Genomic DNA, 26,141 nt, shown 5'->3' with positions numbered 1-26,141 from the left:
CAGGCCGCGGGCCTTGAGCAGCATGCCCAGGCTGGAGGCGGTCAGACCCTTGCCGAGCGAGGAGGCGACACCCCCGGTGACGAAGATGTGCTTGGTCGTCGTAGATTTCGGCGGCATGGCCAAGAGGGGGCTCCCGTGGTCGCTGTCTTCGATGCGGTACGGCTGCCGACCCGGAGGTCCCGGGGGTGCCGTCGCTGCGGTTCGGGGGTTTTTCTTCCACCGGTCCACGGGCTACCAGCGTATCAGCGCCGCGGCGAGATGGCTTCCGGCCACGCTCCGCGCTCGACCGCCCACGGGGCGGCTACACCACGCGGGTCACTGCCGTCACTCTTCACCCTCTGCTCACTCGTTCGGCCCACACGGGTTGCCCGGAGCGGCGCGCAGATCATCTACGTGCGTCGTATCCTGCTCGGACATTCGCTGCCGAGCCCGGCCGGACCGACGGGCACACCCCCGCCTGCATCACCCGGAACAACGAGAGCGCGGCAGTTCGTTGAGCAAAGACTGTCGTTTTGCCTCAGGGCTCGGCGGGCTGCTTTGCTTCACCGCTCAACGACGCACAACAACGACCCCTTGACCGCACTAGCGACAGCCCCCTGCGCGGGGGTGACGTGGCCGTTCGACTGGAGTTGCACGTGGCCGGGCGCATCGAAGACTACGCACTCATCGGAGACATGCAGACCGCGGCGCTGGTCTGCCGGGACGGCACGGTGGACTGGCTGTGCCTGCCCCGCTTCGACTCGCATGCCATCTTCGCCGGCCTGCTGGGCACCGAGGAACACGGCTTCTGGCGGCTCGGCCCGGCGCACGCCGCCGACTCCAAGCCCCCCACGGCCGCCCGGCGCAGCTACCGCGGTGACTCGCTGATCCTGGAGTCGGAGTGGGACACCCCGCGCGGCACCGTACGCGTGACCGATTTCATGCCCCCGCGTGACGGCGCCCCGCAGCTGATCCGGATCGTGGAGGGCGTCACCGGCCGGGTGCCGATGCGCTCGGCCCTCAGGATGCGGTTCTCCTACGGCCGGGTGGTGCCGTGGGTGCACAAGCACGAGGGCCGCACGGTGGCCGTGGCCGGCCCGGACTCGGTGTGGTTCGACACGGAGGCCGAGACCTACGGCAAGGCACTGACGACGTACGCCGACTTCACCGTCGCCCCCGGTGACCGCATCGCGTTCACCATCTCGTGGCAGCCCTCGCACAAGGAGCCGCCGCCGCTGCCGGAGCCGGAGGCCGCGCTGGAGGCGACGGAGGACTTCTGGCGCGAGTGGGTCGACCACTGCACGTACCACGGCCCGTACCGCGAAGCGGTGGTCCGCTCCCTGATCACCCTCAAGGCCCTCACCTACGCGCCGACCGGCGGCATCGTCGCCGCGCCCACCACCTCCCTGCCGGAGGACATCGGGGGCGTGCGCAACTGGGACTACCGCTACACCTGGCTGCGGGACGCGGCGATCACCCTGTCCTCGCTGCTGCGCACGGGCTACCGCGAGGAGGCCCGCGCCTGGCGCGAGTGGCTGCTGCGGGCGGTCGCCGGCGACCCGGAGAACCTGCAGATCATGTACGGCATCGCGGGCGAGCGCGAGCTGGGCGAGGCGGAGCTGGACTGGCTGCCGGGCTACGAGAACTCCGCCCCGGTCCGGGTCGGCAACGGCGCCGCGCACCAGCTCCAGCTGGACGTGTACGGCGAGGTCACCGAGGCCCTGCACCTGGGCCACATGACGGGCCTGGCCCGCAACGACTACGCCTCCCTGCTCCAGCTGAAGCTGATCCGCTACCTGGAGGACCACTGGCAGGAGCCGGACGAGGGCATCTGGGAGGTGCGCGGCCCGCGCCGGCACTTCGTGCACTCCAAGGTGATGGCCTGGGTCGCGGTGGACCGCACGATCAAGCTGATCGAGTCCGGGGACGCGGACGGCCCGCTGGAGCGCTGGCGCGAGCTGCGCGACGACATCCACCGGGACGTGTGCGAGAAGGGGTACGACAAGGAGCGCAACACCTTCACCCAGTCCTACGGCTCCCAGGAACTGGACGCCTCCCTGCTGCTCATTCCGCAGATGGGCTTCCTGCCGCCGGACGACAAGCGGGTGATCGGCACGATCGAGGCCATCCAGCGCGAGCTGTCCACCGCGGACGGCTTCATCCTGCGCTACCCGACGGAAGGCGACCACGCGGGCGTCGACGGTCTGCCGGGTGACGAGGGCGCCTTCCTGGCCTGCTCCTTCTGGATGGCCGACGACCTGGCGATGATCGGCCGCGTGGACGAGGCCCGCAAGCTGTTCGAGAAGCTCCTCGACCTGCGCAACGACCTCGGTCTGCTCGCCGAGGAGTGGGACCCGCGCCTGAAGCGCCAGGTGGGCAACTTCCCGCAGGCGTTCAGCCATGTTCCGCTGATCGACACGGCACTGCGGCTGACCGCTTCCGGGGCGTACGGCGGCTGAGCGCGGGGCCGGGGGCCCGCGCCCACCGGTTCAGGCGCCGTAGTACGCGAAGGCGGCCCACCGGGCCGGGTCGGCGTGGGTGCGGGCGCCGGGGTCGTTGAGGATCAGGTGTTCCCAGCAGCGCTCGGCGACCGCACGGGGGAGCCATGACGCCGGGTCTTCCATGAGCGTGGCGAAGTACTGCGCCTTCTCGCCGTCCGTCGTGGTGCGCAGCCACGTCCGGGCGGCGGTGCAGGCGTCCGGCGGATCGAGGTTCCGCCGGCGCCAGGCGTCGTAGAACGCGACGGCGAAGAGGAGGGCGTCGGCGTCGGGAACGCGCCACATGGTGGCCAGGACCGCCGACGCACCGGCGTGGAGCAGGCCGGTGGGCAGGCCGATGACCTCGTCGGGGAGGTCGGCTCCCGCGACCCCGCTCTCGCACGCGGAGAGGATCACCAGACGGGCGCCGAGCCCGGCCTCGGCCAGGTCGCGGGCGGTGAGCAGCTCGCCGTCGGCCATGACCAGGCCGCTGTCGAGCGGGCTGTGCGCCGAGGCGTGGCCGTGGCCCGCCAGGTGCAGCACGCCGGCGGCCGGTGCCTGGGCCCGTACGGCCGCGCGGGTGGCGTCCTCTCCGATCAGCGGGGGTCTGTGCGCCGCGAAGACGGACGTCACCACCTCGGCCTCCAGCCGCGCCGCGGGCAGCGGCGCGAGGGAGGTGCCGGTCGGGTCGGCGACGGCCAGGACGTCTCGGAACTCCGAGCGGTCGGCGTCGGTCCGGGCGAGGGCGAGCATGCGTGCGCTGGGGGCGTAGGCCACCGTCAGGTCCGGGACGGCGGCGTGCAGCGGGAGCTGTCCCAGCAGGCCGACGGGGACCAGCGTGCAGCGCTCGCCGAGTGCCTCGGCGAGGGGGGTGGAGACGGCGGCGGACAGCCAGGTGACCAGGTCGTGGGGTGACCGTTCCCGCTCGGACCGGGTCAGCTCGTCCGTCAGGCGGTCCTCGGCGAGGCCGGGCAGCCACACCGCGGTGACGTCGTCGGAGCCTCGCACGATCAGCGCGAAACCGGTCCGGTACGTGGATGCCAGGTAGACGAGCGGCCGGCCCCGGTCGGCGGCGGCGGGCGGGAGGGCGGTGTCCGCGCGCAGGAACCCGGCGTGGCCGGGCAGGGCGCGGATGGCGGCCAGGAGGCCGGACTGGGCGGCCAGGGCCGCGGTCATGCGGGTCGACAGGTCGGCCCAGGCATGGGTGGCCTCCTCCGCGTGCTGCTCGGCGGCCTCCAGCGCGGCCAGCGTGCCGTCGAGGGCCTCCCACTGGTCGGCCAGGTCGTCGTGGCCGTCGCCGCGGAGGCGGGCGAGGTCGGCCGCGGCGCGTTCGAGGGCCCGGTCGAGCAGGATGAGCCGCCCGCGTTCGAGGACCTCGGCGGCCTCCCTGTGCCGTCCGAGGCGGCTCAGCGCGAGGGCGGCGCTCACGGGCAGCCCGTGTCCGGTGCGGAGCCAGCCCTCGCGGTGGCTGCGGAGGGGCTCGACGCGTACGGCGACGGCCAGCTTCTCCAGGCCGCGCCGGTAGGCGGCGGCTGCTTCCTCCCACCGGTCGAGGGCCGCGTGGGCGTTGCCGAGCACGTGTGCGGCCAGAATGACCTGGCGGGGCGCGTCGCAGGTGTCCAGTACGTCCGTGGCCAGCGCGAGGAGTCGGTCCCGGTACACGTCCCGGTGCTGCAGGGCGCCGAGCAGGCCCACCTTGTAGGTGTCACGGAAGGCGTCGTTGCCGACCAGGTCGATCGCCTCCTGGTATCCGGAGACGGCCCTGTCCAGCCCCTCGGGATCCTGGTTGCGCAGGGCCTGCTCCTGCAGGGCGTTGGCGTGGTTGAACAGACGGCGGGCGCGCCGCGGCGCTGCGGGGTCGGTGAGGTCGCAGGCCTCGCCCAGGATCCGCGCGCTCTCCTCCAGGTCGGCGGCCTCGCCGGAAAGCCGGTACCGGGCGTGCAGCGCGCTGCCGAGGTTGGTGAGAGCCCGGGCCTGGGTGTCCACGAGTCGTTCGTCCGGCCGGGCGAGCACGGCCTGGCGGAGAATCTCGACGGCCAGGTCGGCGTCGGTCCGGTTCTGGTACATCGCGGCCCGCGTCATCAGCCGGTTCCCCAGGCTCATGGCCGCGCTCCGCCAGTCCCAGCTGCCCGGTGTCAGCAGGTCCAGTGCGCGCTGGGCGGCGTCGACGGCCCGGTCGATGTCCGCGGCGCTGCCGGTGATGTGGAAGCGCTCGGCGTACAGCAGGCCCAGCTCGTTCAGCTCGAACGGTTCCCTGGGGGACAGCGTGGACTCGGTCGTCTCGATGGCCTGGTCCAGCGCGTCCCGGTCGCCGGTCAGCTCGAACACCAGCCGCATCACCTCGACGTGCTCATGCCGGTGCAGACGCGCGACCTCTTCCGTCGGCTCCAGCTCCGCCACCGCGTCCAGCCTGTCCAGCGCGCGGCGCAGATCGGCGGGATCGCCACTCGAGCGTGCCGCCAGCCGGAACGCCCGGCCCGACAGGACGAGTGCGTACGGCAGCCGCCGCGCTCCGCCCCGGCGGGCCAGTCTCAGCGTCTCCTCGGCCGACTCGATCATGACCGCGGGCGATGCCCCGGCGCTCAGCACGGACCGTTCCCCGAGTTCCGTGAGGCGGATCCTGACCATCAGTGCCTCGTCCTCGGTCCGGGCGATCCGCAGGGCGGCGCGCAGCTCCGCCGCCGCTTCGTCGAGCGGTCCGGCACTCCCGGCGGTGGCGAAGAGCACTTGGTCCTTGGCGGCCTGTGCGAGGGCCTCCCCCAGAGCGAAACGGACCTCGAACTCGTCGGGCGCCCGCTGCGCGTCGTCCCTGAGCCGGGCCAGCAGGCGGCTGTGGTCACCGGTCAGGTCCCGGCGGGCCTGGAGCACCTCACGCCGCAGCCACCGTCGCTGATCGGGGAGTACCTGCTCGACGGATTCCAGGGCGCGGTCGAGGTCCGCGACGGACCGCAGCGCCGTGCCGCGTTCCTTGAGGACGAGCACCAGCAGCAGAGCCGCCTGGTCGCGCAGTCCCGGCTCGGCGGGATCGTCGGCGAGCGTCGGTTCCAGCAGTGCGAGGGCCCGGGTGAGGTCCTCGGCGGTGCCGGCCCGGGTGGCTCGTTCGCGGTACGCGGAGGCGGCGTTGAGCCGGTCCTGATTGCGGCGGCCGGTCCCCGGCTCGTAGGCCAGGGCCGCGGTGAACTGTCGGATCGCCGTGTTCAGATCGTGTGGCGCGCCGGTGTGGAAGGCGGCCAACAGCCGGATCTCACCGGCGTATCCGAAGGCCGCCGCCCGTTCCTCGGTTCCCTCGGGAAGGAGCAGGGCGGCCGCCTCGGCCAGTACGGCCGCCGTGACCCCGTCGGCGGGGCGCCGGGTGCGTTGGAAGGTGCCGAACGTTTCGGTGGCGAGCCCGCGGAGGGCGCCCACGGAACCCGATCCGTCGGCCTCGGGCCCGGCGTCCGCGAAGGTCTCGGACACACCGTTCTCCAGGCACGCCGCCAGGAGGCGGGCGCGGTCGAGATCCGGCACCAGGCCGGCGACCGTGAGGAGGTCCGCCGCGAGCACGCTGACCAGGACGGCGGGGTGGGCATCGACCAGGCCGCGCAGGGCCCGTGTGTCGTCGACGTTCAGAAAGGCCGTCAGGACCTCGGCGAAGTCCTGCTCGGCCCCGGCCGGCACCTCCGCCGGGTCCGTTCTGCCCCGGGCGTGGGAGGCGAGGACCATCCGGAAGGCGATCCGGACCGCTTCGGGCTGGTCGTCCTCCGCCATGGCCCGGCGGATGCGCTCGAGGAAGGCGAACGTCGTACCGTCGTCTTCGCCCAGTTCGGGGTGCTCGCGCAGGATTCCGCCCAGTTCGGACGGTGCGGCGGCCAGGTACCGCCCGACCAGGGCGAGCCGACCGTCGTCGGTGAGCGCCTCCCAGGTGCGCAGGTCCAGGACCCGGCTCTCGTCGTAGCTCGCGGTGAACTCGCGCCACACCGCCAGCCGGGCCTCGATCCGCTTCCGTTCACGGCGGCGGGCCCGGCGTGCCGCCTCGGCCATGATCTGCCCCGCGGCGGGATCGCGCAGTTCGGGCCACGAGGCGATCAGGTCGCGCAGGCGGCCCTCGTCGAAGGCGAGGTACTCCGCCACCGACTGCTCCGTGAGCGCCCGCGGTCCGCCGACCTCGCGGGCCCGGTCGAGCAGCCGCCCGACGCGTCGCACGCCCTCGGCGAACGGATCCCCGTCGGCGTCCGCCGCTTCGGCGAGGGAGGCGATGACGTCGGGCACGGCGGGATGCAGCAGCAGCGGGTACTTCTCCAGCAGGCGCAGGCTCTGCGAGCGGGGGGCGGAGGTGAACGCGGTCACCTGGGTGGCGAGGTGGTCGAGGTCCTCGGCGAGGCCGGCCTCGGTCTTGGTGAGGGAGAACCGCAGCAGAGTCCGTTCCAGGCCGGCTTCCCGGACGCCGCGCAGCAGCTCCCTGTGGTCGGCGAGGATGCGGCGGCGCCCCTCGTCGGGGTCGGCGTCGATCAGCGCGGCGAGGAGCGCGTCGGTGTCGTCGGTGAGCAGGACCGGGTAGCGGTCGATCAGGCGTGCCGTGTCCCGCCAGCCGGCCGCCAGGCAGAGGTCGAGGACCAGGGCGCGCAGTCCGCCCAGTGGTTCGTCCATCACGTGTCTCCCGGAGTCAGGCCCTGCCACAGGTAGCGGGTCAGTTCCTCACCCTTGGCCGGATCCGGCCGGGCGGGCGGTGTCCAGCCGAGGGCGGTGTAGAGGCCGGCCGCGTGGAGGTCGAAGGCGGCCTCGGTCAGGTCGCCGTGATCGCCGGCGGCGCCGAGCAGCCAGCCGTGGTGGACCAGGACGGCCAGCAGCAGCCCCAGCGGCAGTTCCCACCAGGCCAGCGGGGTCCACAGGACCAGCGCGAGACTCCACCAGTACGCCCGCACGGCCGTGTCCAGTTCGGTCCGGCACTGGACCAGTTCGGCGCGGGTCGAGTCGTCCAGCACCAGCCAGAGGTGCGGCCAGCACGCGACGACGTCCAGGCCGTGCTTGGCCTTGGGCCGGAGTTCGGCGGCGCGCAGCCGGTTGCCGAGCCGCGTGGGCAGGGTCTGCTCCAGGAGACCGGGCGTGTCCCGCAGCCGGGCCTGGAGCCGGGCCAGGGCGCGGGCCTCACCGGCGGACAGGCCGCCGCGGCGCCTGGCCTGTTCGAGGCGTACGGCCTCGCGCTGGTGTCGTTCCCGGCGTGCGTGCAGGCGTCGCGCCGCGCGTTCACCGGTCCGTCCGGGCCAGTGGCCCTCCAGGAGCCGCAGCAGCGGGAGCGAGAGCTTCTCCGCGACGACCGCCGAGACGAGGACCGCGAGGACCGCGGTGAGGACCACGGTGATCTGCAGGACCGTGGGCAGCTCCGCGAACCGCCGTCCGGCCCGGCGCAGCCCGTCGGCCCCGAGCCGGCTCGCCCCGGCCGCCAGTCCGCCCGCCCAGAAGATCCCCGCCGGGGTGAGCAGCCGGAGCAGCAGCTGCGCGGCGAGACCCTCGCCGGTCTTCTCCCCGAACTTGGCGAGCATCAGGAGGCACGCTCGTAGCGGATCTCGTCCGTCTCGCACACCGGGACCGGGTCCAGCACGCTGAACCGGTACCACTCCAGCCCGCACCCGGGGCACACGTACCGCAGCCCGGGTACGTCAGCGGTCCCGCCCCGCGCCTGGAAGGCCCGGTACTCGCGGGGCACCGTCAGCGCCCGGCGTATCCACTCCCGCGTCGCGGGATTCCGCGACAGCAGCGTCAGCAGCGGCACCTTGGCCGGCTCGCCCGCCGCCGCGCGCGCCAGCAGTTCCGTCAGCTCCTGCTCGATCCGTTCGGCCTCGGCGCCCGCGAGTTCGCCGAGATAGGGCCGTACGGCGACGGCAGCCGCCAGCACGTCCTCTTCGTCCATGTCTCCCCCCGCCCCCGACGAGCACGACAGGCAAGAGTCTTCCTGCCCGGGAGCCGCGGAAACCTCGGCACGCCGCGGCGAGCGTGCCCGCCTATTCTGGGAGCGGACCCCAGCCCCTGTTCCGGGAGGGGGGCGGCCATGGCTTCCCGCTCGAAGGCGGGCGCGGCCCTCGCCGCGCTGCGCGAGGACCTGGTCGGAGACGTGTTCGCCCCGGGGGATCCGGGCTACGACGAGGCCCGTACGGTCTTCAACGCGATGATCGACCGGCGGCCGGCCGTGATCGCCCAGTGCGCGGACGCCACCGACGTGGTGCGGGCCGTGCGCTTCGGCAGGGAGCTGGACCTGCGCATCGCGGTGCGCGGCGGCGGCCACGGCGTCGCCGGTACGGCACTGGGCGACGGCGCGCTCGTGGTGGATCTGCGCCGGATGCACGAGGTGACGGTCGACCCGGCGGCGGAGGCCGTCCGGATCGAGGGGGGCGCCACGATGAGACATCTCGACCGGGCCACCCGGTCGTACGGTCTGGCGACCACCGGCGGGCGGGCCTCCACCACCGGCGTCGGCGGCTTCGTGCTCGGCGGCGGCAGCGGCTGGCTGGACCGCGCCTTCGGGCTCGCCGTCGACAACCTGATCGCCGTGGAGCTGGTGACCGCCGACGCCGAGCGGGTGCACGCGAGCGTGGACGAGAACCCCGAGCTGTTCTGGGCGCTGCACGGCGGGGGCGGCAACTTCGGCGTCGCCACCGCGTTGACCCTGCTGCTGCACGAGCTGCCGGAGTTCTCCGTCGTGCTGCTGCTGTACCTCCCGGAGTCCGGTCCGGCCGCGGTCCGCGCGTTCCGCGAGGTCCTCGGCGGCGCGCCCGACGAGCTGGGCGGCGCGGCGCTGTATCTGACCGGACCGCCCGCACGGTTCGTGCCCGGGGCACTGGTGGGCAGGCCGGTCTGCGGTGTGCTGCTGACCTACGCGGGCCCCGCGGACGCGCTGCGGGGACTCGCCGAGCCGCTGCTGGCGCTGCCGCACGAGGCGGAGCTGTCCGGTGACCTGCCGTACGCCGACGTGCAGCGCATGCTCGACGATCCCCCCGGGCTGCGCTGCCAGTGGTCCGCGGAGTGTCTGACCGGTCTGCCGGACGAGGCGGTGGACGTCTTCTGCGCCCGCGCGGACGGCATGCCGGCGCCCGGCAGGACCAAGCAGCTGCTGTTCCCGCAGGGCGGCGCGATCGCGGCCGGTCCGCACGAGTACCCGGTGCCGTACCGGGACGCCGCCTTCACCGCGCACCCCCTCGCGCTCTGGGCGGATCCGGCCGACGACGAGCGGGCGGTCAGCTGGGTGCGGGAGGTGCGCGCCGGCCTGCGGCCGTGGAGCACGGGCGCCGTCTGCCTCAACTTCGTCGGCGACGAGGGCCCCGAGCGGGTACGGGCGGGTCTGGGCGCCGGAAACACCCTGCGCCTGGAGAAGGTGAAGCGGCGGTACGACCCCGACAACGTGTTCCGCTTCAACCACAACATCCGGCCGGTGTAGCCGGCCTCCGCAGCTGTCCTCGGGGCGTTTGCGCAGGTAGCGTCCGCTGCATGGACAGCCGTACGGACCACCGATTCGACACCCAGGGCGCCGGGATCACCGTGCAGCGGGCGCTGGAGCTGCCCGGTCTGCGCAGCGGGCTGCCGGAGGTCCTGGCGGGCGCCGACCGGCTCGGCCGCACGGTGCGCTGGGTGCACGCGGGCGAGGTCCCGAACATCGCCTCGCTGCTCAAGGGCGGGGAGCTGCTGCTCACCACGGGCTACGGCCTCGGCACCCGCCCGGCCGAGCAGCGGGCGTTCGTGCGGACCCTGGCCGAGCGGGGGATCGCCGCCCTGGTGGTGGAGCTGGGCCCGCGCTTCGCCCGGCTGCCCGCGGCGCTGGTGGACACGGCCCGGGCGGCCGGGCTGCCGCTGGTGCAGCTGCACCGCGAGGTGCCCTTCGTGACGGTCACCGAGGAGATCCACACCGAGATCGTCAACGGCCACTACGCGCTGCTCCAGCGCGCGGAGGAGGTGCACCGGCGCTGCACCGAGGCGCTGCTGGGCGGCGGCGGGGTGCCGCAGGTGCTGGGCATCCTCGCCGGCTTCAGCGACAACCCGGTGTTCCTGGAGACGGCCGACGGCCGGCTGCTGTACGCCGCCGGGGAAGGACCCGAGGGCGCGGACCCGCTCCAGGTCTGGGAGGGGCTGCGCGGCCCGCACAAGGAGGCTCCGCCGCCCGCCGGTTCGGTGCTGGTGGAGGTGCCCGGCGGCGGTCCCGGCACGACGGGCTCGGTGCGCGCCCGCCTGGTGCTGCTGCCGGTCCGCTCGCCGCTGGCCCCGGTGCACCGGATCGCCGCCGAGCGGGCCGCCGGCATCCTGGCCGTGGTGCTGATGCAGGCCCGGCAGGAGGAGGAACTGGCGGCGCGCGGACGCGGTGACTTCCTCACCGATCTCGCCGAGGGCCGGATCGCGGCGGAGGACGCCCCCGCGCAGGCGCGGGTGCTCGGCTTCAAGCCCGGCGACAGCCCGCTGCTGCCCGTGGTGATGCGGCTCGGGGACTCCCTCTCCCCCGGCGGGGGCTGGGCGGTACTGGCCCGGGCGGTCTCCGAGGAGCTGGCCGCGGTGGGGGTGCCGGTGCTGCTGGGCGTACGGCCGGTGGAGGGCCGGGTGCTGGTGCTGCTGGGGCTGCGCTCGGAGTCGGAGCGGCCGGCGGTCGCGGACCGGGTGGCGGCGGCGCTGCGGGCGGGGGTGGAGCGGGCCGGGATGCGGCGGCCGGGCTCACCGCCGCCGGTGGTGGTCGTCGGGGTGGCCGGGGGCTGGGCGGCGGCCTCGGCGGGGCTGCGGCACGCGGCGGAGACGGCGACGGCGGCCCAGGGGCTGACCGACCGGCCCTGGTACGACGCCCGGCGCCTCGACATCGACCTGCTGCTGTGGCGGCTGCGCGACCACCCGGACCTGGCGGCCTTCGTGGACCGCGCGATCGGTCCGCTGCGCGATCACGACCACCGCTCCAGGCCGCCGCTGCTGCCGACCCTGGAGACCTATCTGGCGCACGCGGGACGCAAGGCGGAGACGGCCCGCGAACTGCACCTGAACCGGCAGACGCTGTACAACCGGCTGGCCCGGATCGGGGAGTTGCTGGGCACCGACCTCGACGATCCCCAGACGGTGCTGGCACTGAGCCTGGCCCTGCGCGCCCGCCGGCACGTCCCCTGAGGGCCCTTCAGGCCAGCGGCCGGGGCTGAGTCAACTCGTCGTAGACGCTCAGCACCTGGGCGACGGTCTCGTCCTCGGTCGGCCAGGTCGCGGCCTGCCGCCGCCCGCGCTCACGCAGCAGCGCGCACCGCTCCGGGTCCGCGAGCAGCCGTACGACGGCGTCGGCGAGGGCCGCCGGATCGCCGTACGGGACGAGTTCGGCCGCGTCGCCGACGAGGTCCGGGATGCCGCCGACCCGGGTCGCGACGAGCGGCACACGCGCGTGCAGCGCCTCCTGGGCGAGGACGGACCGTGACTCCCAGCGGCTCGTCAGCAGCGCCAGGTCGGCGGCGGCGAGCAGTTCGGGCACGTCCTCACGGCGCCCGATGAGCCGCACCGGCAGGTCCTCGTCCTCGATCCGCCGCTGCAGCGCCGGCCGCAGCGGCCCCTCCCCCGCGACCACCACCAGCGGCACCGGGTCCAGGGCCCGCCACGCGCGGGCCGCGTCGAGCAGGACGTCGTAGCCGCGGTGCCGGTCCAGGGAGCCGACCGCGATGAGCAAGGGGCGGCCGGTGGAACCGAGTTCGGCACGGATCTTGGACCGCAGCCGGTCGGGGTCGCCGAGGTCGAGGGCGTCGAGGAGGGCGCCGGGGCGGCGCCGGCCCGGCAGGGAGACGGCCGCGAGCCGGGCGTCGCGCGCGCCGGTCCGCCGGGCCCGGTCGACCAGGTCGGGGCTGGTGCCGAGGACCACCGCCGCGGTCTTCACCACCCGGCGCTCCAGCAGCCGCAGCAGCTGCGCCCGCGGTCCCTCGGCGTGGGCGCGGTTGTGCCAGGTGACCACCAGCGGAGTGGTGCGCCCGCCGAGCGCGAGCACGGCCCGGAAGGAGGCGTGCAAGCCGTGCGCGTGCACCAGGTCGGCGTTCGCGCAGGCCGTCCGGAGCGCGGCCACGGAGACGGGGTCGCTGCTGCGCGGTACGTGCACGTGGTCGGCGCCGACCCCGGTGAAGCCGTAGGCGTGATCGGCCTCGCCGGGGGCGCATACGGTGACCCGCACGCCCCTTGCCACGAGCCCCTCGGCCAGGGAGCGCACATGCGCGCTGCTGCCGGCGTTGCCTCCGCCGAGCACCTGCACGGTGCGCAGCGGCGACTGGCCGTGCGGTGCGTTGCTGCTCACGGGGCTCACGGGGCCGGGGCTCCTGGTTCACGTGGGGCGGTCACGAGGGAACGTACAGAAGGTAGCGGGCTCAGGGGGGCGGAAGGAGGCGCCCCGCGCGCCTCCCGCACGGACCGTTCGGACCCGTTGCCCACCCCGCGTCCCCCGCCAAGCATGCCAGGAGGCACGGCCGTTCAGGGACATCCCGGAGGGCGCACCGTGCGGCGGGCCGGGGCAATGCGCCGGAGCACATCACCCACACGGGTGAGGCCGGGCCCGGCGCGGCCGAACGGTCCGCGTGGGCATACGACGAGGTCAGCCGGTCACAGTGCGCGCCCACGCGCTCACCCGGTCACCGTACCGGGCCGCGGCGACCAGTGCGACGGCGTGCGCGAGCAGCCCCGCGCGCCGGTTTCCCGCCACCACGGCCGCCCCCAGTGCGGCCCCGAGGGCGTGCGCCCCCGTGTCCCCGATCATCGCGCGCTCCCCGAGATCGTCGGGCAGGACGGCCGCGGCGGCGCCCATCGCGGCGGCCGACAGCCCGGCCGCGGGCCCCTCGCGCAGCAGCCCCGGCGCGCCGAGTGCGAGGACGGCGCCGAGCGCCCGCCCCGGCCGCACGTCGACCAGGTTGACGGCGTGCGCGGCGCCCGCGATCACGACCCCGGCGAGCAGCTTGTCCAGCGGCCGCTCCTTCAGCAGCGCGCCCGCGACGAGCCCGGCCGCGGACATGCCGAACAGTTTGACGGCCCCGCTGGTGACCTCGCCCTCGCGCAGCGCGCCGAGATGCGCGCGGAACCCCCGCCGGTGATCCCCCGCGACGTCGTCGTACGCTCCGCAGGCCCCCGCGGCCAGTACGGCGAGCCCGGCACCGGGGTGCACCCGGGCGGCGGCGACCGCCGCGCCCAGCGCCGAGGCGGGCGCCGCGTACAGTTCGACGCCCCTGCCCGCGTAGTTCGTCCGCTCCCACCGCGCGGAGCCGCCGGGCGGGTTGCCGCGCAGGAGCGCGACACCGGCCCGGGTGAGCACGGCGGACAGCAGGAAGGTGCCGGACTTCCGAGTGATGATCATCCGGTCACCCTAGGTCCCGCTAGAGATCCGCCCGCGCCGTCGCCAGCAGCTCCTCCGCGTGCGCACGGGCCGTCTCGGAGTCCTCCTGGCCCGCCAGCATCCGGGACAGCTCGCGGACGCGCTCCTCGCCCTCCAGGACCTTCACCCCGGAGCGGGTGACGGAGCCGTCGTTGGTCTTCTCCACCAGCAGCTGCCGGTCGGCGAACGCGGCGACCTGGGGCAGGTGGGTGACCACGACGACCTGCGCGGTCCTGGCGAGCTTCGCCAGGCGCCGGCCGATCTCCACCGCGGCCTTGCCGCCCACGCCCGCGTCGACCTCGTCGAAGAGGTACGTCGGCACCGGATCGGTGCCCGCGAACACGACCTCCACGGCCAGCATCACCCGGGACAGCTCACCGCCGGAGGCGCCCTTGGCGATGGGCCGCGGCGGGGCGCCCGGGTGCGGGGCGAGCAGCAGCTCCACCTCGTCCACGCCCGACGGGCCGTAGGCGACCGTCCGCCCGCCGACCTCGACGCCCTCCGGGTCCTCGGTCTGCCGGAGGTCGAAGGAGACGCGCGCGTGGGGCATCGCCAGCGAGGCCAGCTCGGCGGTCACGGCGGCGGCGAACCGCTCGGCGGCCTCGGCCCGTGCGTCCGTCAGCGCCTGGGCGAGGCCGCCCAGTTCGGTGCGGAGCGCGTCCCGCTCGGCGGTCAGCTCCTCGATCCGCTCGTCGTCGCCGTCCAGCTCGGTCAGACGCGCGGCGCTCTGCTCGGCCCAGGCCAGCACGGCGCCCACGTCCTCGCCGTACTTGCGGGTGAGGGCGCCCAGGGCGGCCCGGCGCTCCTCCACGGCGGCCAGCCGCAGCGGGTCGGCGTCGAGATCGTCGGCGTATCCGGCCAGCTCACCGGCCACGTCACCGAGGAGGATGCCGATCTCCCCGATCCGGTCGGCGAGCGCGGACAGCGCCGGGTCGTGCGACCGCACGGCCTCCAGGGCCCGGTGAGCGCCCGCGACGAGCGTGGCGGCGTCGATCCCCTCGGGGTCCTCGGGGTTGCCCGCCAGAGCGGCGTGCGCGGCCGTCGCGGCGGACGACAGCGCCTCGGCGTGCCCCAGCCGCTCGGCCTCCTCCGCCAGCTCCACGTCCTCGCCGGGCCGCGGCTCCACCGCCGCGACCTCGTCGAGCCCGTACCGCAGCATGTCGGCTTCCTGCGCCCGCTCACGCGCGCGCGTGGTGATCTCGTCCAGCTCGGTGGCGACGGCGCGCAGCCGCTTGTACGCCTCGGTGTACTTCGCGAGCGGCACGGCGACGGTGTCGCCCGCGTACCGGTCGAGCGCCTGCCGCTGCCGGGACAGCTTCAGCAGCCCCTGCTGGTCGGTCTGCCCGTGCACGGCCACCAGGTCGTCGGCCAGCTCGGCGAGCAGCCCGACGGGCACGCTGCGCCCGCCCAGATGCGCCCGTGAGCGCCCCTCGGCCGACACGGTACGGCTGATCAGCAGGGCACCGTCGTCCAGCTCGGCCCCGGCCTCCTCGGCGCGTACGACGGCGGCGGCGCCGGGGGGTACGGCGACCCGCCCCTCCACCACCGCCTTCTCGGCCCCGATCCGCACGAGCGCCGGGTCCGCCCGGCCGCCGAGCAGCAGCCCCAGGCTGGTGACCACCATGGTCTTGCCCGCACCCGTCTCACCGGTGACGGCGGTGAATCCCGGCGACAGCTCGACGACGGCGTCGTCGATGACTCCGAGCGACCGTATCCGCATCTCCTCCAACACGGAACAGACCATACGAGGTCCGGGGCGGGGAGTGCACACAGGCCGCCCGTGTCACTCCGAGGAGTGGTCCGGCTCCGGGGGCGCGCAGCCGCGTCGGCATGCGGCTCCGCCGCGCGGGCGCGGGCGGCCGTACAGGCGCCGCGCCCGCCGACGAAACAGGATCAGTCCTGACGAACCCCTCAGTGCGGCGCCCCTCGCCAGCCGGTGGTCGGCAACGCGAACTTCGCGACGAGCCGGTCGGTGAAGGAAGAGTGATGCAAGCGGGCGAGCCGGACGGGCACGGCTCCCCGCCGCACCTCCACCCGCGCCCCGGGCGGCAGCTCGACGGTCCGCCGCCCGTCGCACCACAGGACTCCCGGCGAGATGTGCGGCAGCACCTCCACCGCCAGCACCGAGTCCGGCGAGGTGACCAGCGGTTTGGCGAACAGCGCGTGGGCGCTGATCGGCACCATCAGCAGTGCCTCGACCTCCGGCCAGACCACCGGCCCGCCGGCGGAGAAGGCGTACGCCGTGGATCCGGTGGGTGTGGACAGGATCACCCCGTCGCACCCGAACTCCGACACCGGCCGCCCGTCGATCTCCAGCACGACCTCCAGCAGCTTCTCCGCGCCGGCCTTCTGCACGGCCGCCTCGTTCAGCGCCCAGTCGGTGTGCACGATGTCCCCGTTGCGGTGCACGACGACGTCGACGGTCATCCGCTCCTCGACCTCGTAGGACCGCGCCACCACGCGGTCCACCACCCGGTCGACGTCGTCCCGTTCGGCCTCGGCGAGGAAGCCGACGCGCCCCAGGTTGACGCCGAGCATCGGCACCCCCGAGGCCCGCGCGAACTCGGCCCCGCGCAGCAGCGTGCCGTCGCCGCCGAGCACGATCAGCAGCTCGCAGCCGTCCAGGCACTGCGGAGTCGCCTCCTTGACGAGGCCCACCTCGTCCGGGAGCGGCAGGTCGCGCGCCTCCTCCTCCAGCACCCGCACCCCGATGCCATGCCGCAGCAGGCCCTTGACGACGAGTTCCGCAGTGCGGATCGCCGCGGGCCGCCCGGTGTGGGCGAGCAGGAAAACAGTACGCGCCAGATTCTGTGTCAACGCGGCCCCTCCGCCACTGCACGGTCGACGTCGGCCGGGTCCACCTGGGGTGCCCCCGCCCGCAGCCAGAGAAAGTACTCGACGTTCCCCGAGGGCCCGGGCAGCGGACTCGCGGTGACCCCCCGCACCCCGAGCCCCAGCTCCCAGGCCTTCTCGGCCACTCCCCGCACGGCCTCCGCCCGCAGCTGCGGACTCCGTACGACACCCCCGCTGCCCAACCGCTCCTTGCCCACCTCGAACTGCGGCTTGACCATCATCACCAGATCGGCGTCCGGCGTCACGCACCGCTTCAGGGCCGGCAGCACCAGCCCGAGCGGGATGAAGGACAGATCGCCCACGACAAGATCCACAGGTTCCCCATCGATCGCCTCAAGCGTCAACTCGCGTACGTTCGTACGGTCCTTGACGGTGACGCGTTCATCGCTCCGGAGAGACCAGGCGAGCTGTCCGTAGCCGACGTCCACCGCGACCACGTGCGCGGCGCCCGCGCGCAGCAGGACGTCGGTGAAGCCGCCGGTGGACGCGCCGGCGTCCAGCGCGCGCCGGCCCTCGACCGCGAGCCCCTGCGGCACGAAGGCCGCGAGCGCGCCGGCCAGCTTGTGGCCGCCACGGGAGACGTAGTCCGGATCGCTGTCGTCGGCCTGCACGACGATCGCCGCCGCGGTCTCCACCTGGGTGGCCGGCTTGGTCGCCAGGGTCTTGCCGACGGTGACCCGCCCGGCGACGATCAGCTGGCTGGCGTGCTCGCGCGAGCGGGCGAGCTTCCGGCGGACCAGCTCCGCGTCGAGACGGCGGCGTGCGACTCCTGCCACGTTCGGTTCAGCTCCTGTGTTGGTACGCCGGTGAAGGCGCCTTGTACGACGGTGAGGGGGCCGCGGGTCCCGGGCGGGCGTCGAGCGCGGTGAGCGCGTCGCGCAGCCCCCGGTGTACATCCTCGTACACCGCGACGTGTCCGTCGGTGGCGAGGTGGTCGGCGTCGGCCAGCCGGTCCAGCTGGGCGTCGACCTCGGCGTTGCCGGTGGGGGTGCGCGGGACGTTCAGGGGGGCGGGCGCCGCGGGGTCGTCCGCGGGCGCCTCCTCGGTGCCGATGTCGGCCTCGGACACGGACTCGCTCATGCCCAGACGCTACCCCGAACCGCTGGGGTACCGTCGTGGGCGATGGCCACGATCGAGGAGTGCCGCGCCGCACTGGGGAAGCTTTCGGACAACATGCAGGGCGCCGAGGGGGAGGTCCGCGCGGCTGCCGCCCTGGACCGCTCGGTGAGCTGCCACATCACGGACCTGGAGGTCACCTTCGCCGGCCGGCTGACCGGCGGCCGGATCGAGGTGGACGAGACCCTTCCCGGGCCGCCGCGGGAGAAGGCGCAGATAAGGCTCGCCCTGGCCGGGGACGACCTGGTGGCCCTGGTGTCCGGCGAGCTGAACTTCGCCACCGCCTGGGGCTCGGGCCGGGTGAGGCTGGAGGCGAGCCTGCTGGACCTGTTCCGGCTCAGGAAGCTGCTGTAGACACGCCCGGCCGGCCTCCCGCCGGCACCCGGCCGGTCAGGGAGCCGCCGTGACCCGTTCCGCGCGTGCCTTGCGGGCCGCCGGGACCACCAGCGGGGTGCCGGTCTCCGGGTCGTCGATGACCTGGCAGCGCAGTCCGAAGACCTCCTCGACCAGCTCGGCCGTGACGATGTCCTTCGGGGCGCCCTCGGCGAGCACCCGGCCGCCGCGCAGGGCGATGAGGTGGGTGGCGTAGCGTGCGGCGTGGTTGAGGTCGTGCAACACCGCCACCAGCGTGCGGCCCTGCTCCTCGTGCAGCTCGGCACAGAGGTCGAGGACGTCGATCTGGTGCTGGATGTCCAGGTACGTGGTCGGCTCGTCCAGAAGCAACAGCGGGGTCTGCTGGGCGAGCGCCATGGCGATCCACACGCGCTGCCGCTGCCCGCCGGACAGTTCGTCCACGTAGCGCTCGGCCAGCTCCGCGACCCCGGTCTGCCGCATCGACTCCTGGACGACCCGCTCGTCCTCGGCCGACCACTGGCGCAGCAGGCCCTGGTGCGGGTAGCGGCCCCGCCCGACGAGGTCGGCGACCGTGATGCCGTCGGGCGCGACGGACGACTGCGGCAGCAGGCCGAGGGTCCGGGCCACCTTCTTCGCCTGCATCGACTGGATGGCCTGGCCGTCCAGCAGCACCCGGCCCTGGCTGGGCTTGAGCATCCGTGACAGCGCCCGCAGCAGCGTCGACTTGCCGCACGCGTTCGGGCCGACGATCACCGTGAAGGAGTTGTCGGGGATCTCCACCGACAGCTGTTCGGCGATGACGCGCTGGTCGTAGGCGAGGGTGACGTTTTCGGCGGCCAGGCGGTTCACAGTGCTCCTAGGGGTGTTCGGGGTCGTGCCCGGCGTGCGCTTCATATCCGGCCCGCCCGGCGCTCGGTGACCAGCAGCCACAGCAGGTAGGCACCGCCGAGGACGCCGGTGACCACGCCGACGGGCAACTGGTCGGCGCCGAAGACGCGCTGGGAGGCCCAGTCGGCGGCGACCAGCAGGGCCGCGCCCATGCAGAGCGAGGGCACCAGGTTCGGCCCCGGCGAGCGGGTCAGGCGCCGGGCGAGCTGCGGCGCGGTCAGCGCGACGAAACTGACGGGTCCCGCGGCGGCGGTCGCGGCGGCGGTGAGCAGGACGGACGAGACCATCAGCAGGAGCCGGACGCGCTGCACGCGCACGCCGAGCGCGTGGGAGATGTCGTCGCCCATCTCCATCATCCTGAGGCCGCGCGCGTTGGCGAGGACCAGCGGGACGAGGACGGCGCACAGCGCGAGCAGCGGCCAGACCTGCTCCCAGTCACGGCCGTTGAGCGAGCCGGTCATCCACACCACCGCGCGGGCCGCGTCCACCAGGTCGGCCTTGGTGAGCAGATAGCCGTTGACCGCCGTGGCGATCGCGTTGACGCCGATACCGACCAGCACCAGCCGGTATCCGTGCACGCCCTGCTTCCAGGCGAGCGCGTAGATCGCCAGTCCGGTCGCCAGCCCGCCGACCAGCGCGCCCACGGTCACCTGGGCGGCGCTGCCGGACATCAGCACGATGACGACCAGCGCGCCGGCCGTCGACCCCTGCGACAGGCCGAGCACGTCCGGGCTGCCGAGCGGGTTGCGGGAGATGGACTGGAACAGCGCGCCGCCCAGCCCGAGGGAGGCGCCCACCAGCAGGCCGACCAGGACCCGCGGCAGCCGCAGTTCGTTGACGATGAAGTCCTGGTAGGCGGTGCCGTCACCGGCGAGCGTGCGCAGCACGTCGGCGGCCGGGATCTTCGCGTCGCCGGTGCCGATCAGGGCGACTCCGGCGGCGCAGGCGGCGGCCAGCAGCAGGGCGACGACGATCAGGGCACGCGGGTCCAGGCGCAGGGACAGGCCGCCGGGGGCGCGTACCACACGGCTCCGGGAATGGGTCTTCACAGCTGAGCCGTCCTCCGCCGTCGTACGAGCAGGATGAAGAGCGGGCCCCCGATGATCGCGGTGACGATGCCGACCTGGAGCTCCGAGGGGCGAACCACGACGCGGCCGACGACATCGGCGCCGAGCAGCAGCACGGGCGCCAGGACCGTGGCGTACGGCAGGATCCAGCGCAGGTCGGGGCCCGTGAAGGAGCGCACGACGTGCGGGACCATCAGGCCGACGAAGACGATCGGACCGCAGGCGGCCGTCGCGGCGCCGCACAGCGTCACGGAGGCCAGCATGGCCAGCGCGCGCACCCGGTTGAGGTTCGCGCCGAGGGCCCGGGCGGTGTCGTCGCCCATCTCGACGGCGTTCAGCGGCCGGGCCAGCGCGAGCGCCAGGGCCGTGCCGACCGCGAGGAACGGCAGCACCTGGGTGATGGTGGACCAGCCGGCCGAGGCCAGGGAACCCACCGTCCAGAAGCGCATCTTGCCCAGGGCCGCGTCGTCCGTGATCATCACGGCCTGGAGATAGCCGTACAGGGCGGCGCTGATGGCCGTGCCGGCGAGCGCGAGCCGCACCGGGGTGGCGCCCCGGCTGCCGCCGAGGAACCACACCAGCGCACCGACCGCCGCCGCACCGAGGAACGCGAACCACACATAGCCGGAGAGGCTGGTGACGCCGAAGTAGGTGATGGCCGTGACGACGGCGGCCGAGGCGCCCGCGTTCATGCCGAGCAGGCCGGGCTCGGCCAGCGGGTTGCGGGTCAGCGCCTGGAGCACCGCGCCCGACAGACCGAGCGCGGCACCGGCCAGCAGACCGAGGAGAGTACGCGCGAGCCGGTCGTCCACGACCACGTCCCCGTACGTCCCCGTGTCGTGGAACAGGCCGTGCCAGACCTGGTCCAGCGACAGCGCTTTCGCCCCGATCGCGATGCTCGCCAGAGCGACGAGCAGCAGGAGCACGACCGAGAGCAGGAGGCCAAGGGCCCGCGCCGCCCGGCGGGTTGGGGGCGCGGGGGCGGTCTCCGCGCGCGGTTCCGGAGGACTGTCGACCAACACGAGGTTAGGTTAGCCTACCCTCGCATTCGTTCTCGATCCCCGGCTCCCGTGTTCCTGCTGCCCGCCCGTCAGAGCCCCAGCCTGGCCAGCGCCTTTTCCCCGTCCAGCGTGCAGGATCCCTCTCCCGCCGCCGTCCAGGCCGCCGCGCACAGCGCCCGCAGGCCGTCCAGTGCCTCTCCGTCGCCCGTCAGCTCCAGCCGGTCCGTCCCGGCCGTCGCCGTCCATCCGCCGCAGCGGAATCCCTCACCCTCCCGGGTGATTTCCGGCTGTCCGGTGAGCATGCCCCGCAGATCGGCGTCCACATAGGTCGGCCGGTGCTGCGGCGGCGCGGCGAGCAGCTGCGCTCCGTCGGTGACACCGGTCAGCACCAGCAGCGAGTCGACCCCGCCGTTGAACGCGCCCTCGATGTCCGTGTCCAGCCGGTCCCCGACCACCAGCGGACGCTCGGCACCGGTCCGGATGATCGTCTCCCGGTGCATCGGGGGCAGCGGCTTGCCCGCGACCTGCGGCTCCGCACCGGTCGCGATCCGGACGACCTCCACGGCCGCCCCGTTGCCCGGCGCGATGCCCCGCCCGCTCGGAATCGTCAGATCGGTGTTGGACGCGAACCACGGCACGCCACGCCGGACGGCGTACGACGCCTCCGCGAACCGGCCCCAGGTCAGCTCCGGCCCGCCGTACCCCTGGACGACCGCCGCCGGGTCGTCGTCGGCGGACTCCACCGGCGTGAGGCCACGCTCGCGCAGCGCCACCCGCAGTCCCTCACCGCCGATCACCAGCACCCGCGCCCCGGCCGGCACCTGCTCGCTGATCAGCCGCGCGACGGCCTGCGCGGAGGTGATGACGTCGTCGGCCCCCGTCGGTATCCCCAGCTCCGTCAGGTGCTCGGCCACCGCGTCCGGGGTCCGCAGCGCGTTGTTGGTGACGTACGCCAGATGCATACCGCCCGTCCGGGCCACCTCCAGCGAGTCGACCGCGTGCGCGATCGCGTTCCCGCCCGCGTACACCACTCCGTCCAGATCGAGCAGCGCCGTGTCGTACGCCTCGTTCAGGGGCTGCCCACTGCCCTCGGGCCTCGTCCTGACGCCCTGGCTCATGTCCACATCGCTCCTCGTTCGCTCGCGTTTCCCCCGATCATCCCCCACACCGCTGACACACGTACGATGCCGGGATGAACACAGCAGGTCACCCGGAGGCAACGCAGCGCCGCGGCCTGGAACTCATCCCGTTCCGAGGCCTCCGTTACGACCCCGACCGGGTCGGCAGCCTCGCCTCCGTCACTTCCCCTCCCTACGACGTCGTCGTACGGCCCGACGGCCTGCACCACCTCCAGTCGGCCGACCCTTACAACATCGTCCGGCTGATCCTGCCCCAGGCCGGCACCCCGAGCGCCCGCACCGAGCAGGCCGCCGACACCCTCTACCGCTGGCTGGACGAGGGCGTCCTCGCCGCCGACCCGGAGCCCGGCCTGTACGTGTACGAGCAGCGGGACGGCGAGGGGATGCTCCAGCGCGGAGTCATCGGCACCCTGCGGGTCTCGGATCCCGCGGAGGGCGTGGTGCTGCCGCACGAGGACGTCATGCCGCCCGTCGTCGCCGACCGCGCGGCCCTGATGCGCGCCACGCGCGCGAACCTCGAACCGCTGCTGCTGACGTACCGGGGTGACGGCACGGCCGCGGAGGTCGTCGAACGTACGGCGGAGAAGCCTCCGTTGCTGGCCACGACCACCGAGGACGGCTTCCGGCACCGCCTGTGGTCCGTCACCGACCCCCAGGACCTGGCAGGCATCCAGACCGACCTCGCCGGCCGTCAGGCCCTGATCGCCGACGGCCACCACCGCTGGGCCACCTACCGGCAGCTGCGCGCGGAGCACCCCTCTCCCAGCCCCTGGGACTACGGCCTGGTCCTGCTGGTGGACACCGCGCGCTATCCGCTGCGCGTGCGCGCCATCCACCGGCTGCTGCACGGCCTGCCGGTCGCCGACGCCCTGGCCGCGGTGGAGGGCCTGTTCCGGGTACGGCACCTCGACGTGCCCCTGTCCAAGGCCCTGGCGGCCCTGGCGGAGGCCTCCCGCACGGGGAACGCCTTCCTGCTGGCCGGCGACGGCGCCTTCCATCTGCTGGACCGCCCGGACCCGGATCTGCTGGCCCGGACGATCCCGGCGGACCGCCCGGCCGCCTGGCGCTCCCTGGACGCCACGGTCCTGCACGCCGCGCTGCTGGACCACGTCTGGCGCATCCCCGAGGACTCCCCGGCCCACATCGCCTACATCCACGACACGGCCGCGACGGTGGAGAAGGCGGAACGCGACGGTGGTACGGCGGTCCTGATGCACCCGGTCCGCGAGGAGGTCGTACGCGACCTGGCCCAGCAGGGCGTGACGATGCCCCGCAAGTCGACGTCGTTCGGCCCGAAGCCGGCCTCGGGGCTGGTGCTGCGGGCGCTGGAGGTCTGAGCGGGACCGCACACGGCACACGAAAGAGGGCAGGCTCCCCGTGGAGCCTGCCCTCTTGTCGGTGACGCTTCTCCGTACCGGTCCCGGTACCGGACGTCAGTCCTTGCCGCCGTCCTTGGCGTCCTCGTCGTCGCCGTCCTCGTCGCCGTCCCCGTCGCCGTCCTCCGCGGAGGCGTCCTCGTCGCCGTCCTCCGCGGAGGCGTCCGCGGACTCGGCGGGCGCCTCGGAGTCGTCCGGGCCGTCCTCGGCCAGGGCGTCGACGAACTCCACGCCGTCCAGCTCGGCGAGCCGGTCGGAGGCGTCCGTGCTGCCGTCCCGGTCGGCCTCGACGGCCTTCGCGAACCACTCCCGTGCCTCGCGCTCCCGGCCGGCGGCCAGCAGGGCGTCGGCGTAGGCGTAGCGCAGACGCGCGGTCCACGGCTGCACCGAGTGGGAGGCCAGCTCCGGGCTCTGCAGGGTCACGATGGCCGCGTCCAGCTGGCCCATGTCACGCCGGGCACCGGCGGCGACGAGCCGCATCTCGACCTGCCCGGCCTTGTCCAGCTTGTGCACCTCCGGCGCACCGGCCATGTCCAGCGCCTTCTCCGGCCGCCCGAGCCCACGCTCGCAGTCGGCCATCACCGGCCACAGTTCCACGCTGCCGGTCATCCGCCGGGCGGCCCGGAACTCGGCGAGGGCCTCGGCGTACTTCTGGCTGGCGTACGCGGCGAAGCCGGCCGCCTCGCGCACGGCGGCCACGCGGGACGCCAGACGCAGGGCCACCTTGGAGTAGCCGTAGGCGCCCTCGGGGTCCTCGTCGATCAGCCGGGCGACCATCACCAGGTTCTTGGCGACGTCTTCCGCGAGCGTCTTGGGCAGGCTCTGCAGCTCCTGGCGGACGTCCTTGTCGATCTCGTCACCGGTGACGTCCTCCGGGATCGGCAGCCGCTTGATCGGCTCGCGGTCCCGGTCCCGCTCCCGGTCCTCACGGAACCGGCCGCCGCCACGGCGGTCGTCCCGGCCGTCCCGGCCGTCGCGCCCCCGGAAACCGCCGGGCCGACCGCCACGGTCGTCCCTGCGGGGCCCACGGGCACCACGGTCGTCCCGGCCGCGGAAACCGCCACGCTCACCACGGTCGCGGTCATCGCGACGGTCGTCCCTGCGGTCGTCACGGCGGTCGTCCCTGCGGAAGCCACCGCGGTCGTCGCCGCGCCGGTCGTCACGCCGGTCGTCGCGGCGGAAGCCACCGCGGTCGTCGTCACGGCGGAAGGAGGGACGGTCGCCGCGGTCGCCCCGGTCGTCACGGCGGAAGCCACCGCGGTCGTCACGACGGTCACCCCGGTCGTCACGACGGAAGGGGGGACGGTCGCCGCGGTCGTCACGACGGAAGGAAGGACGGTCGCCCCGGTCGCCCCGGTCGTCACGGCGGAAGCCACCGCGGTCGTCACGACGGTCACCCCGGTCGTCACGACGGAAGGAGGGACGGTCGCCGCGGTCGCCGCGGTCACGGTCGTCCCGCTGGAAGCCCGGACGCGAACCCCGCTCGCCCTCGCGGCGGTAGCCACCGCCACGGCTGTCATCGCGCCGGTCGTCGCGCCGGTCGTCCCGGCCGCGGAAACCGCCACGCTCACCACGGTCGCGGTCATCACGACGGTCGTCACGGCGGTCGTCACGACGGCCGTAGCCACCGCTGCGGTTGTCGTCACGCCGGTCGTCGCGGCGGAAGCCACCGCGGTCGTCGTCACGACGGAAGGAGGGACGGTCACCCCGGTCGCCCCGGTCGCCCCGGTCGTCACGGCGGAAACCACCGCGGTCGTCACGACGGTCACCCCGGTCGTCACGACGGAAGGAGGGACGGTCGCCGCGGTCGCCGCGGTCACGGTCGTCCCGCTGGAAGCCCGGACGCGAACCCCGCTCGCCCTCGCGGCGGTAGCCACCGCCACGGCTGTCATCGCGCCGGTCGTCGCGCCGGTCGTCCCGGCCGCGGAAACCGCCACGCTCACCACGGTCGCGGTCATCACGACGGTCGTCACGGCGGTCGTCACGACGGCCGTAGCCACCGCTGCGGTTGTCGTCACGCCGGCCGTAGCCGCCACGGTCACCGTCGCGCCGGTCGTTGTCACGGCGGAAGCCGCCGCGGTCGCCCCGGTCACCACTGTCCCGTCGCCGCTGGTCGCGCTCCGGTCGGTCGTCGGGAGAGTTGGTGGACATGGCGACTCCTGTCTTCGGTACCGCAAGCATTGTAAAAACAAAAGGACCCCTGGTCCCAGCTGAACGCTGGGACCAGGGGTCCTCCAAAGATTGTTCGGCGGCGTCCTACTCTCCCACAGGGTCCCCCCTGCAGTACCATCGGCGCTGTGAGGCTTAGCTTCCGGGTTCGATATGTAACCGGGCGTTTCCCTCACGCTATGACCACCGAAACCCTAATGGTTTCGAGCGAACAAGCACACTTTTCAATTGTGTTGATGTGTTCGACTCAAAGCCGGCAACCGTTCGTTGCCTCAGAACATACACAGTGGACGCGAGCATCAATGGACAAGCCCTCGGCCTATTAGTACCGGTCACCTCCACCAGTTACCTGGCTTCCAGATCCGGCCTATCAACCCAGTCGTCTACTGGGAGCCTTAC

20 protein-coding genes and 2 rRNA genes are annotated in these 26,141 nt (G+C 73.9%); 5 read left to right on the top strand and 17 right to left on the bottom strand.

The features are described 5' to 3' along the window. A partial coding sequence (locus tag ACZ7KF_RS41095) for a hypothetical protein (RefSeq protein WP_471087686.1) occupies nt 1-117 on the bottom strand: 117 nt, incomplete at its 3' end. 518 nt (nt 118-635) lie between these two features. On the opposite strand from ACZ7KF_RS41095, the gene ACZ7KF_RS41090 reads away from it, so the two are divergent. Beyond that, on the top strand, nt 636-2,438 hold the full coding sequence (locus tag ACZ7KF_RS41090) for a glycoside hydrolase family 15 protein (protein WP_471087683.1): 1,803 nt from the start codon (nt 636-638) through the stop codon (nt 2,436-2,438). Nucleotides 2,439-2,468: 30 nt separating this feature from the next. Here the strand turns inward: ACZ7KF_RS41090 and ACZ7KF_RS41085 are convergent, their stop codons facing one another. Genes ACZ7KF_RS41085 through ACZ7KF_RS41075 form a run of 3 tightly spaced genes read right to left on the bottom strand, consistent with a single transcriptional unit; the run spans nt 2,469 to nt 8,343 of the window. Beyond that, the gene (locus tag ACZ7KF_RS41085) at nt 2,469-7,082 is read right to left on the bottom strand and encodes a CHAT domain-containing protein (RefSeq protein WP_471087677.1); all 4,614 of its coding nucleotides are present in this window, start codon (nt 7,080-7,082) and stop codon (nt 2,469-2,471) included. Next, complete coding sequence (locus ACZ7KF_RS41080; protein ID WP_471087675.1) at nt 7,082-7,975, bottom strand: hypothetical protein; 894 nt, start codon at nt 7,973-7,975, stop codon at nt 7,082-7,084. Before ACZ7KF_RS41080 ends, ACZ7KF_RS41085 begins: the two co-directional genes overlap by 1 nt. Next, the gene (locus ACZ7KF_RS41075) at nt 7,975-8,343 is read right to left on the bottom strand and encodes a hypothetical protein (protein ID WP_471087672.1); all 369 of its coding nucleotides are present in this window, start codon (nt 8,341-8,343) and stop codon (nt 7,975-7,977) included. Before ACZ7KF_RS41075 ends, ACZ7KF_RS41080 begins: the two co-directional genes overlap by 1 nt. A gap of 138 nt (nt 8,344-8,481) precedes the next feature. Between ACZ7KF_RS41075 and ACZ7KF_RS41070 the strand changes: the two genes are divergently transcribed. Further along, on the top strand, nt 8,482-9,864 hold the full coding sequence (locus tag ACZ7KF_RS41070; protein WP_471087669.1) for an FAD-binding protein: 1,383 nt from the start codon (nt 8,482-8,484) through the stop codon (nt 9,862-9,864). 50 nt (nt 9,865-9,914) lie between these two features. Continuing rightward, nucleotides 9,915-11,561, top strand: coding sequence for a PucR family transcriptional regulator (locus tag ACZ7KF_RS41065; RefSeq protein WP_471087666.1), 1,647 nt, complete (start codon nt 9,915-9,917; stop codon nt 11,559-11,561). Nucleotides 11,562-11,568: 7 nt separating this feature from the next. Here ACZ7KF_RS41065 and ACZ7KF_RS41060 read toward each other — a convergent pair whose 3' ends face one another. From ACZ7KF_RS41060 to ACZ7KF_RS41035, 6 genes are all read right to left on the bottom strand, one after another. Beyond that, nucleotides 11,569-12,723: a glycosyltransferase family 4 protein gene (locus tag ACZ7KF_RS41060; RefSeq protein ID WP_471087662.1), complete on the bottom strand. Its 1,155-nt coding sequence runs from the start codon at nt 12,721-12,723 to the stop codon at nt 11,569-11,571. Nucleotides 12,724-13,008: 285 nt separating this feature from the next. Then, nucleotides 13,009-13,761, bottom strand: a complete 753-nt coding sequence (locus ACZ7KF_RS41055) for a hypothetical protein (protein ID WP_471087659.1) — start codon at nt 13,759-13,761, stop codon at nt 13,009-13,011. A 19-nt stretch (nt 13,762-13,780) separates the two neighbouring features. Then, the gene (gene recN, locus ACZ7KF_RS41050; protein WP_471087657.1) at nt 13,781-15,523 is read right to left on the bottom strand and encodes a DNA repair protein RecN; all 1,743 of its coding nucleotides are present in this window, start codon (nt 15,521-15,523) and stop codon (nt 13,781-13,783) included. Nucleotides 15,524-15,690: 167 nt separating this feature from the next. Beyond that, the gene (locus tag ACZ7KF_RS41045; RefSeq protein WP_225829183.1) at nt 15,691-16,596 is read right to left on the bottom strand and encodes an NAD kinase; all 906 of its coding nucleotides are present in this window, start codon (nt 16,594-16,596) and stop codon (nt 15,691-15,693) included. Then, complete coding sequence (locus ACZ7KF_RS41040; protein ID WP_471087654.1) at nt 16,593-17,408, bottom strand: TlyA family RNA methyltransferase; 816 nt, start codon at nt 17,406-17,408, stop codon at nt 16,593-16,595. The genes ACZ7KF_RS41045 and ACZ7KF_RS41040 overlap by 4 nt, the downstream gene beginning before the upstream one ends. A 7-nt stretch (nt 17,409-17,415) precedes the next feature. Continuing rightward, nucleotides 17,416-17,712, bottom strand: coding sequence for a hypothetical protein (locus tag ACZ7KF_RS41035; protein ID WP_471087651.1), 297 nt, complete (start codon nt 17,710-17,712; stop codon nt 17,416-17,418). Nucleotides 17,713-17,754: 42 nt separating this feature from the next. Between ACZ7KF_RS41035 and ACZ7KF_RS41030 the strand changes: the two genes are divergently transcribed. Beyond that, nucleotides 17,755-18,102, top strand: coding sequence for a sterol-binding protein (locus tag ACZ7KF_RS41030; RefSeq protein WP_471087648.1), 348 nt, complete (start codon nt 17,755-17,757; stop codon nt 18,100-18,102). Nucleotides 18,103-18,138: 36 nt separating this feature from the next. Here the strand turns inward: ACZ7KF_RS41030 and ACZ7KF_RS41025 are convergent, their stop codons facing one another. The 4 genes from ACZ7KF_RS41025 to ACZ7KF_RS41010 form a co-directional block, all read right to left on the bottom strand. Beyond that, entirely contained in the window at nt 18,139-18,996 is an 858-nt protein-coding gene (locus ACZ7KF_RS41025) for an ABC transporter ATP-binding protein (protein ID WP_471087646.1), read from the bottom strand. Then, nucleotides 18,993-20,039 (bottom strand): FecCD family ABC transporter permease, encoded by a 1,047-nt coding sequence (locus ACZ7KF_RS41020; RefSeq protein WP_471087643.1) that lies wholly within the window; start codon nt 20,037-20,039, stop codon nt 18,993-18,995. Before ACZ7KF_RS41020 ends, ACZ7KF_RS41025 begins: the two co-directional genes overlap by 4 nt. Next, nucleotides 20,036-21,079 carry a FecCD family ABC transporter permease gene (locus tag ACZ7KF_RS41015; protein ID WP_471087640.1) on the bottom strand — a complete coding sequence of 348 codons (1,044 nt, stop codon included), beginning with the start codon at nt 21,077-21,079 and terminating at the stop codon, nt 20,036-20,038. Before ACZ7KF_RS41015 ends, ACZ7KF_RS41020 begins: the two co-directional genes overlap by 4 nt. Before the next feature lie 68 nt (nt 21,080-21,147). Then, the gene (locus tag ACZ7KF_RS41010; protein WP_471087637.1) at nt 21,148-22,176 is read right to left on the bottom strand and encodes an HAD-IIA family hydrolase; all 1,029 of its coding nucleotides are present in this window, start codon (nt 22,174-22,176) and stop codon (nt 21,148-21,150) included. Nucleotides 22,177-22,250: 74 nt separating this feature from the next. Between ACZ7KF_RS41010 and ACZ7KF_RS41005 the strand changes: the two genes are divergently transcribed. Then, the gene (locus ACZ7KF_RS41005) at nt 22,251-23,534 is read left to right on the top strand and encodes a DUF1015 domain-containing protein (RefSeq protein WP_471087634.1); all 1,284 of its coding nucleotides are present in this window, start codon (nt 22,251-22,253) and stop codon (nt 23,532-23,534) included. Nucleotides 23,535-23,630: 96 nt separating this feature from the next. Here ACZ7KF_RS41005 and ACZ7KF_RS41000 read toward each other — a convergent pair whose 3' ends face one another. From ACZ7KF_RS41000 to ACZ7KF_RS40990, 3 genes are all read right to left on the bottom strand, one after another. Further along, nucleotides 23,631-24,458 carry a tetratricopeptide repeat protein gene (locus tag ACZ7KF_RS41000; protein ID WP_471087680.1) on the bottom strand — a complete coding sequence of 276 codons (828 nt, stop codon included), beginning with the start codon at nt 24,456-24,458 and terminating at the stop codon, nt 23,631-23,633. A 1,358-nt stretch (nt 24,459-25,816) separates the two neighbouring features. Beyond that, a 5S ribosomal RNA gene (rrf, locus tag ACZ7KF_RS40995) occupies nt 25,817-25,933 on the bottom strand. Nucleotides 25,934-26,044: 111 nt separating this feature from the next. Continuing rightward, a 23S ribosomal RNA gene (locus ACZ7KF_RS40990) occupies nt 26,045-26,141 on the bottom strand; the annotation flags it as partial.

This window comes from Streptomyces sp. NPDC038200, from assembly GCF_055600785.1.
This window is presented reverse-complemented; position numbering and strand designations above follow the sequence as displayed.

Bases quoted from the DNA above. Each gene is read 5' to 3' on its own strand.
- ACZ7KF_RS41010 (WP_471087637.1), bottom strand. From the start codon at position 22,176: ATGAGCCAGGGCGTCAGGACGAGGCCCGAGGGCAGTGGGCAGCCCCTG.
- ACZ7KF_RS41055 (WP_471087659.1), bottom strand. From the start codon at position 13,761: ATGATCATCACTCGGAAGTCCGGCACCTTCCTGCTGTCCGCCGTGCTC.
- ACZ7KF_RS41005 (WP_471087634.1), top strand. From the start codon at position 22,251: ATGAACACAGCAGGTCACCCGGAGGCAACGCAGCGCCGCGGCCTGGAA.
- ACZ7KF_RS41065 (WP_471087666.1), top strand. From the start codon at position 9,915: ATGGACAGCCGTACGGACCACCGATTCGACACCCAGGGCGCCGGGATC.
- ACZ7KF_RS41075 (WP_471087672.1), bottom strand. From the start codon at position 8,343: ATGGACGAAGAGGACGTGCTGGCGGCTGCCGTCGCCGTACGGCCCTAT.
- ACZ7KF_RS41070 (WP_471087669.1), top strand. From the start codon at position 8,482: ATGGCTTCCCGCTCGAAGGCGGGCGCGGCCCTCGCCGCGCTGCGCGAG.
- ACZ7KF_RS41080 (WP_471087675.1), bottom strand. From the start codon at position 7,975: ATGCTCGCCAAGTTCGGGGAGAAGACCGGCGAGGGTCTCGCCGCGCAG.
- ACZ7KF_RS41025 (WP_471087646.1), bottom strand. From the start codon at position 18,996: ATGAAGCGCACGCCGGGCACGACCCCGAACACCCCTAGGAGCACTGTG.
- ACZ7KF_RS41035 (WP_471087651.1), bottom strand. From the start codon at position 17,712: ATGAGCGAGTCCGTGTCCGAGGCCGACATCGGCACCGAGGAGGCGCCC.
- ACZ7KF_RS41085 (WP_471087677.1), bottom strand. From the start codon at position 7,082: ATGGACGAACCACTGGGCGGACTGCGCGCCCTGGTCCTCGACCTCTGC.
- ACZ7KF_RS41030 (WP_471087648.1), top strand. From the start codon at position 17,755: ATGGCCACGATCGAGGAGTGCCGCGCCGCACTGGGGAAGCTTTCGGAC.
- recN (WP_471087657.1), bottom strand. From the start codon at position 15,523: ATGGTCTGTTCCGTGTTGGAGGAGATGCGGATACGGTCGCTCGGAGTC.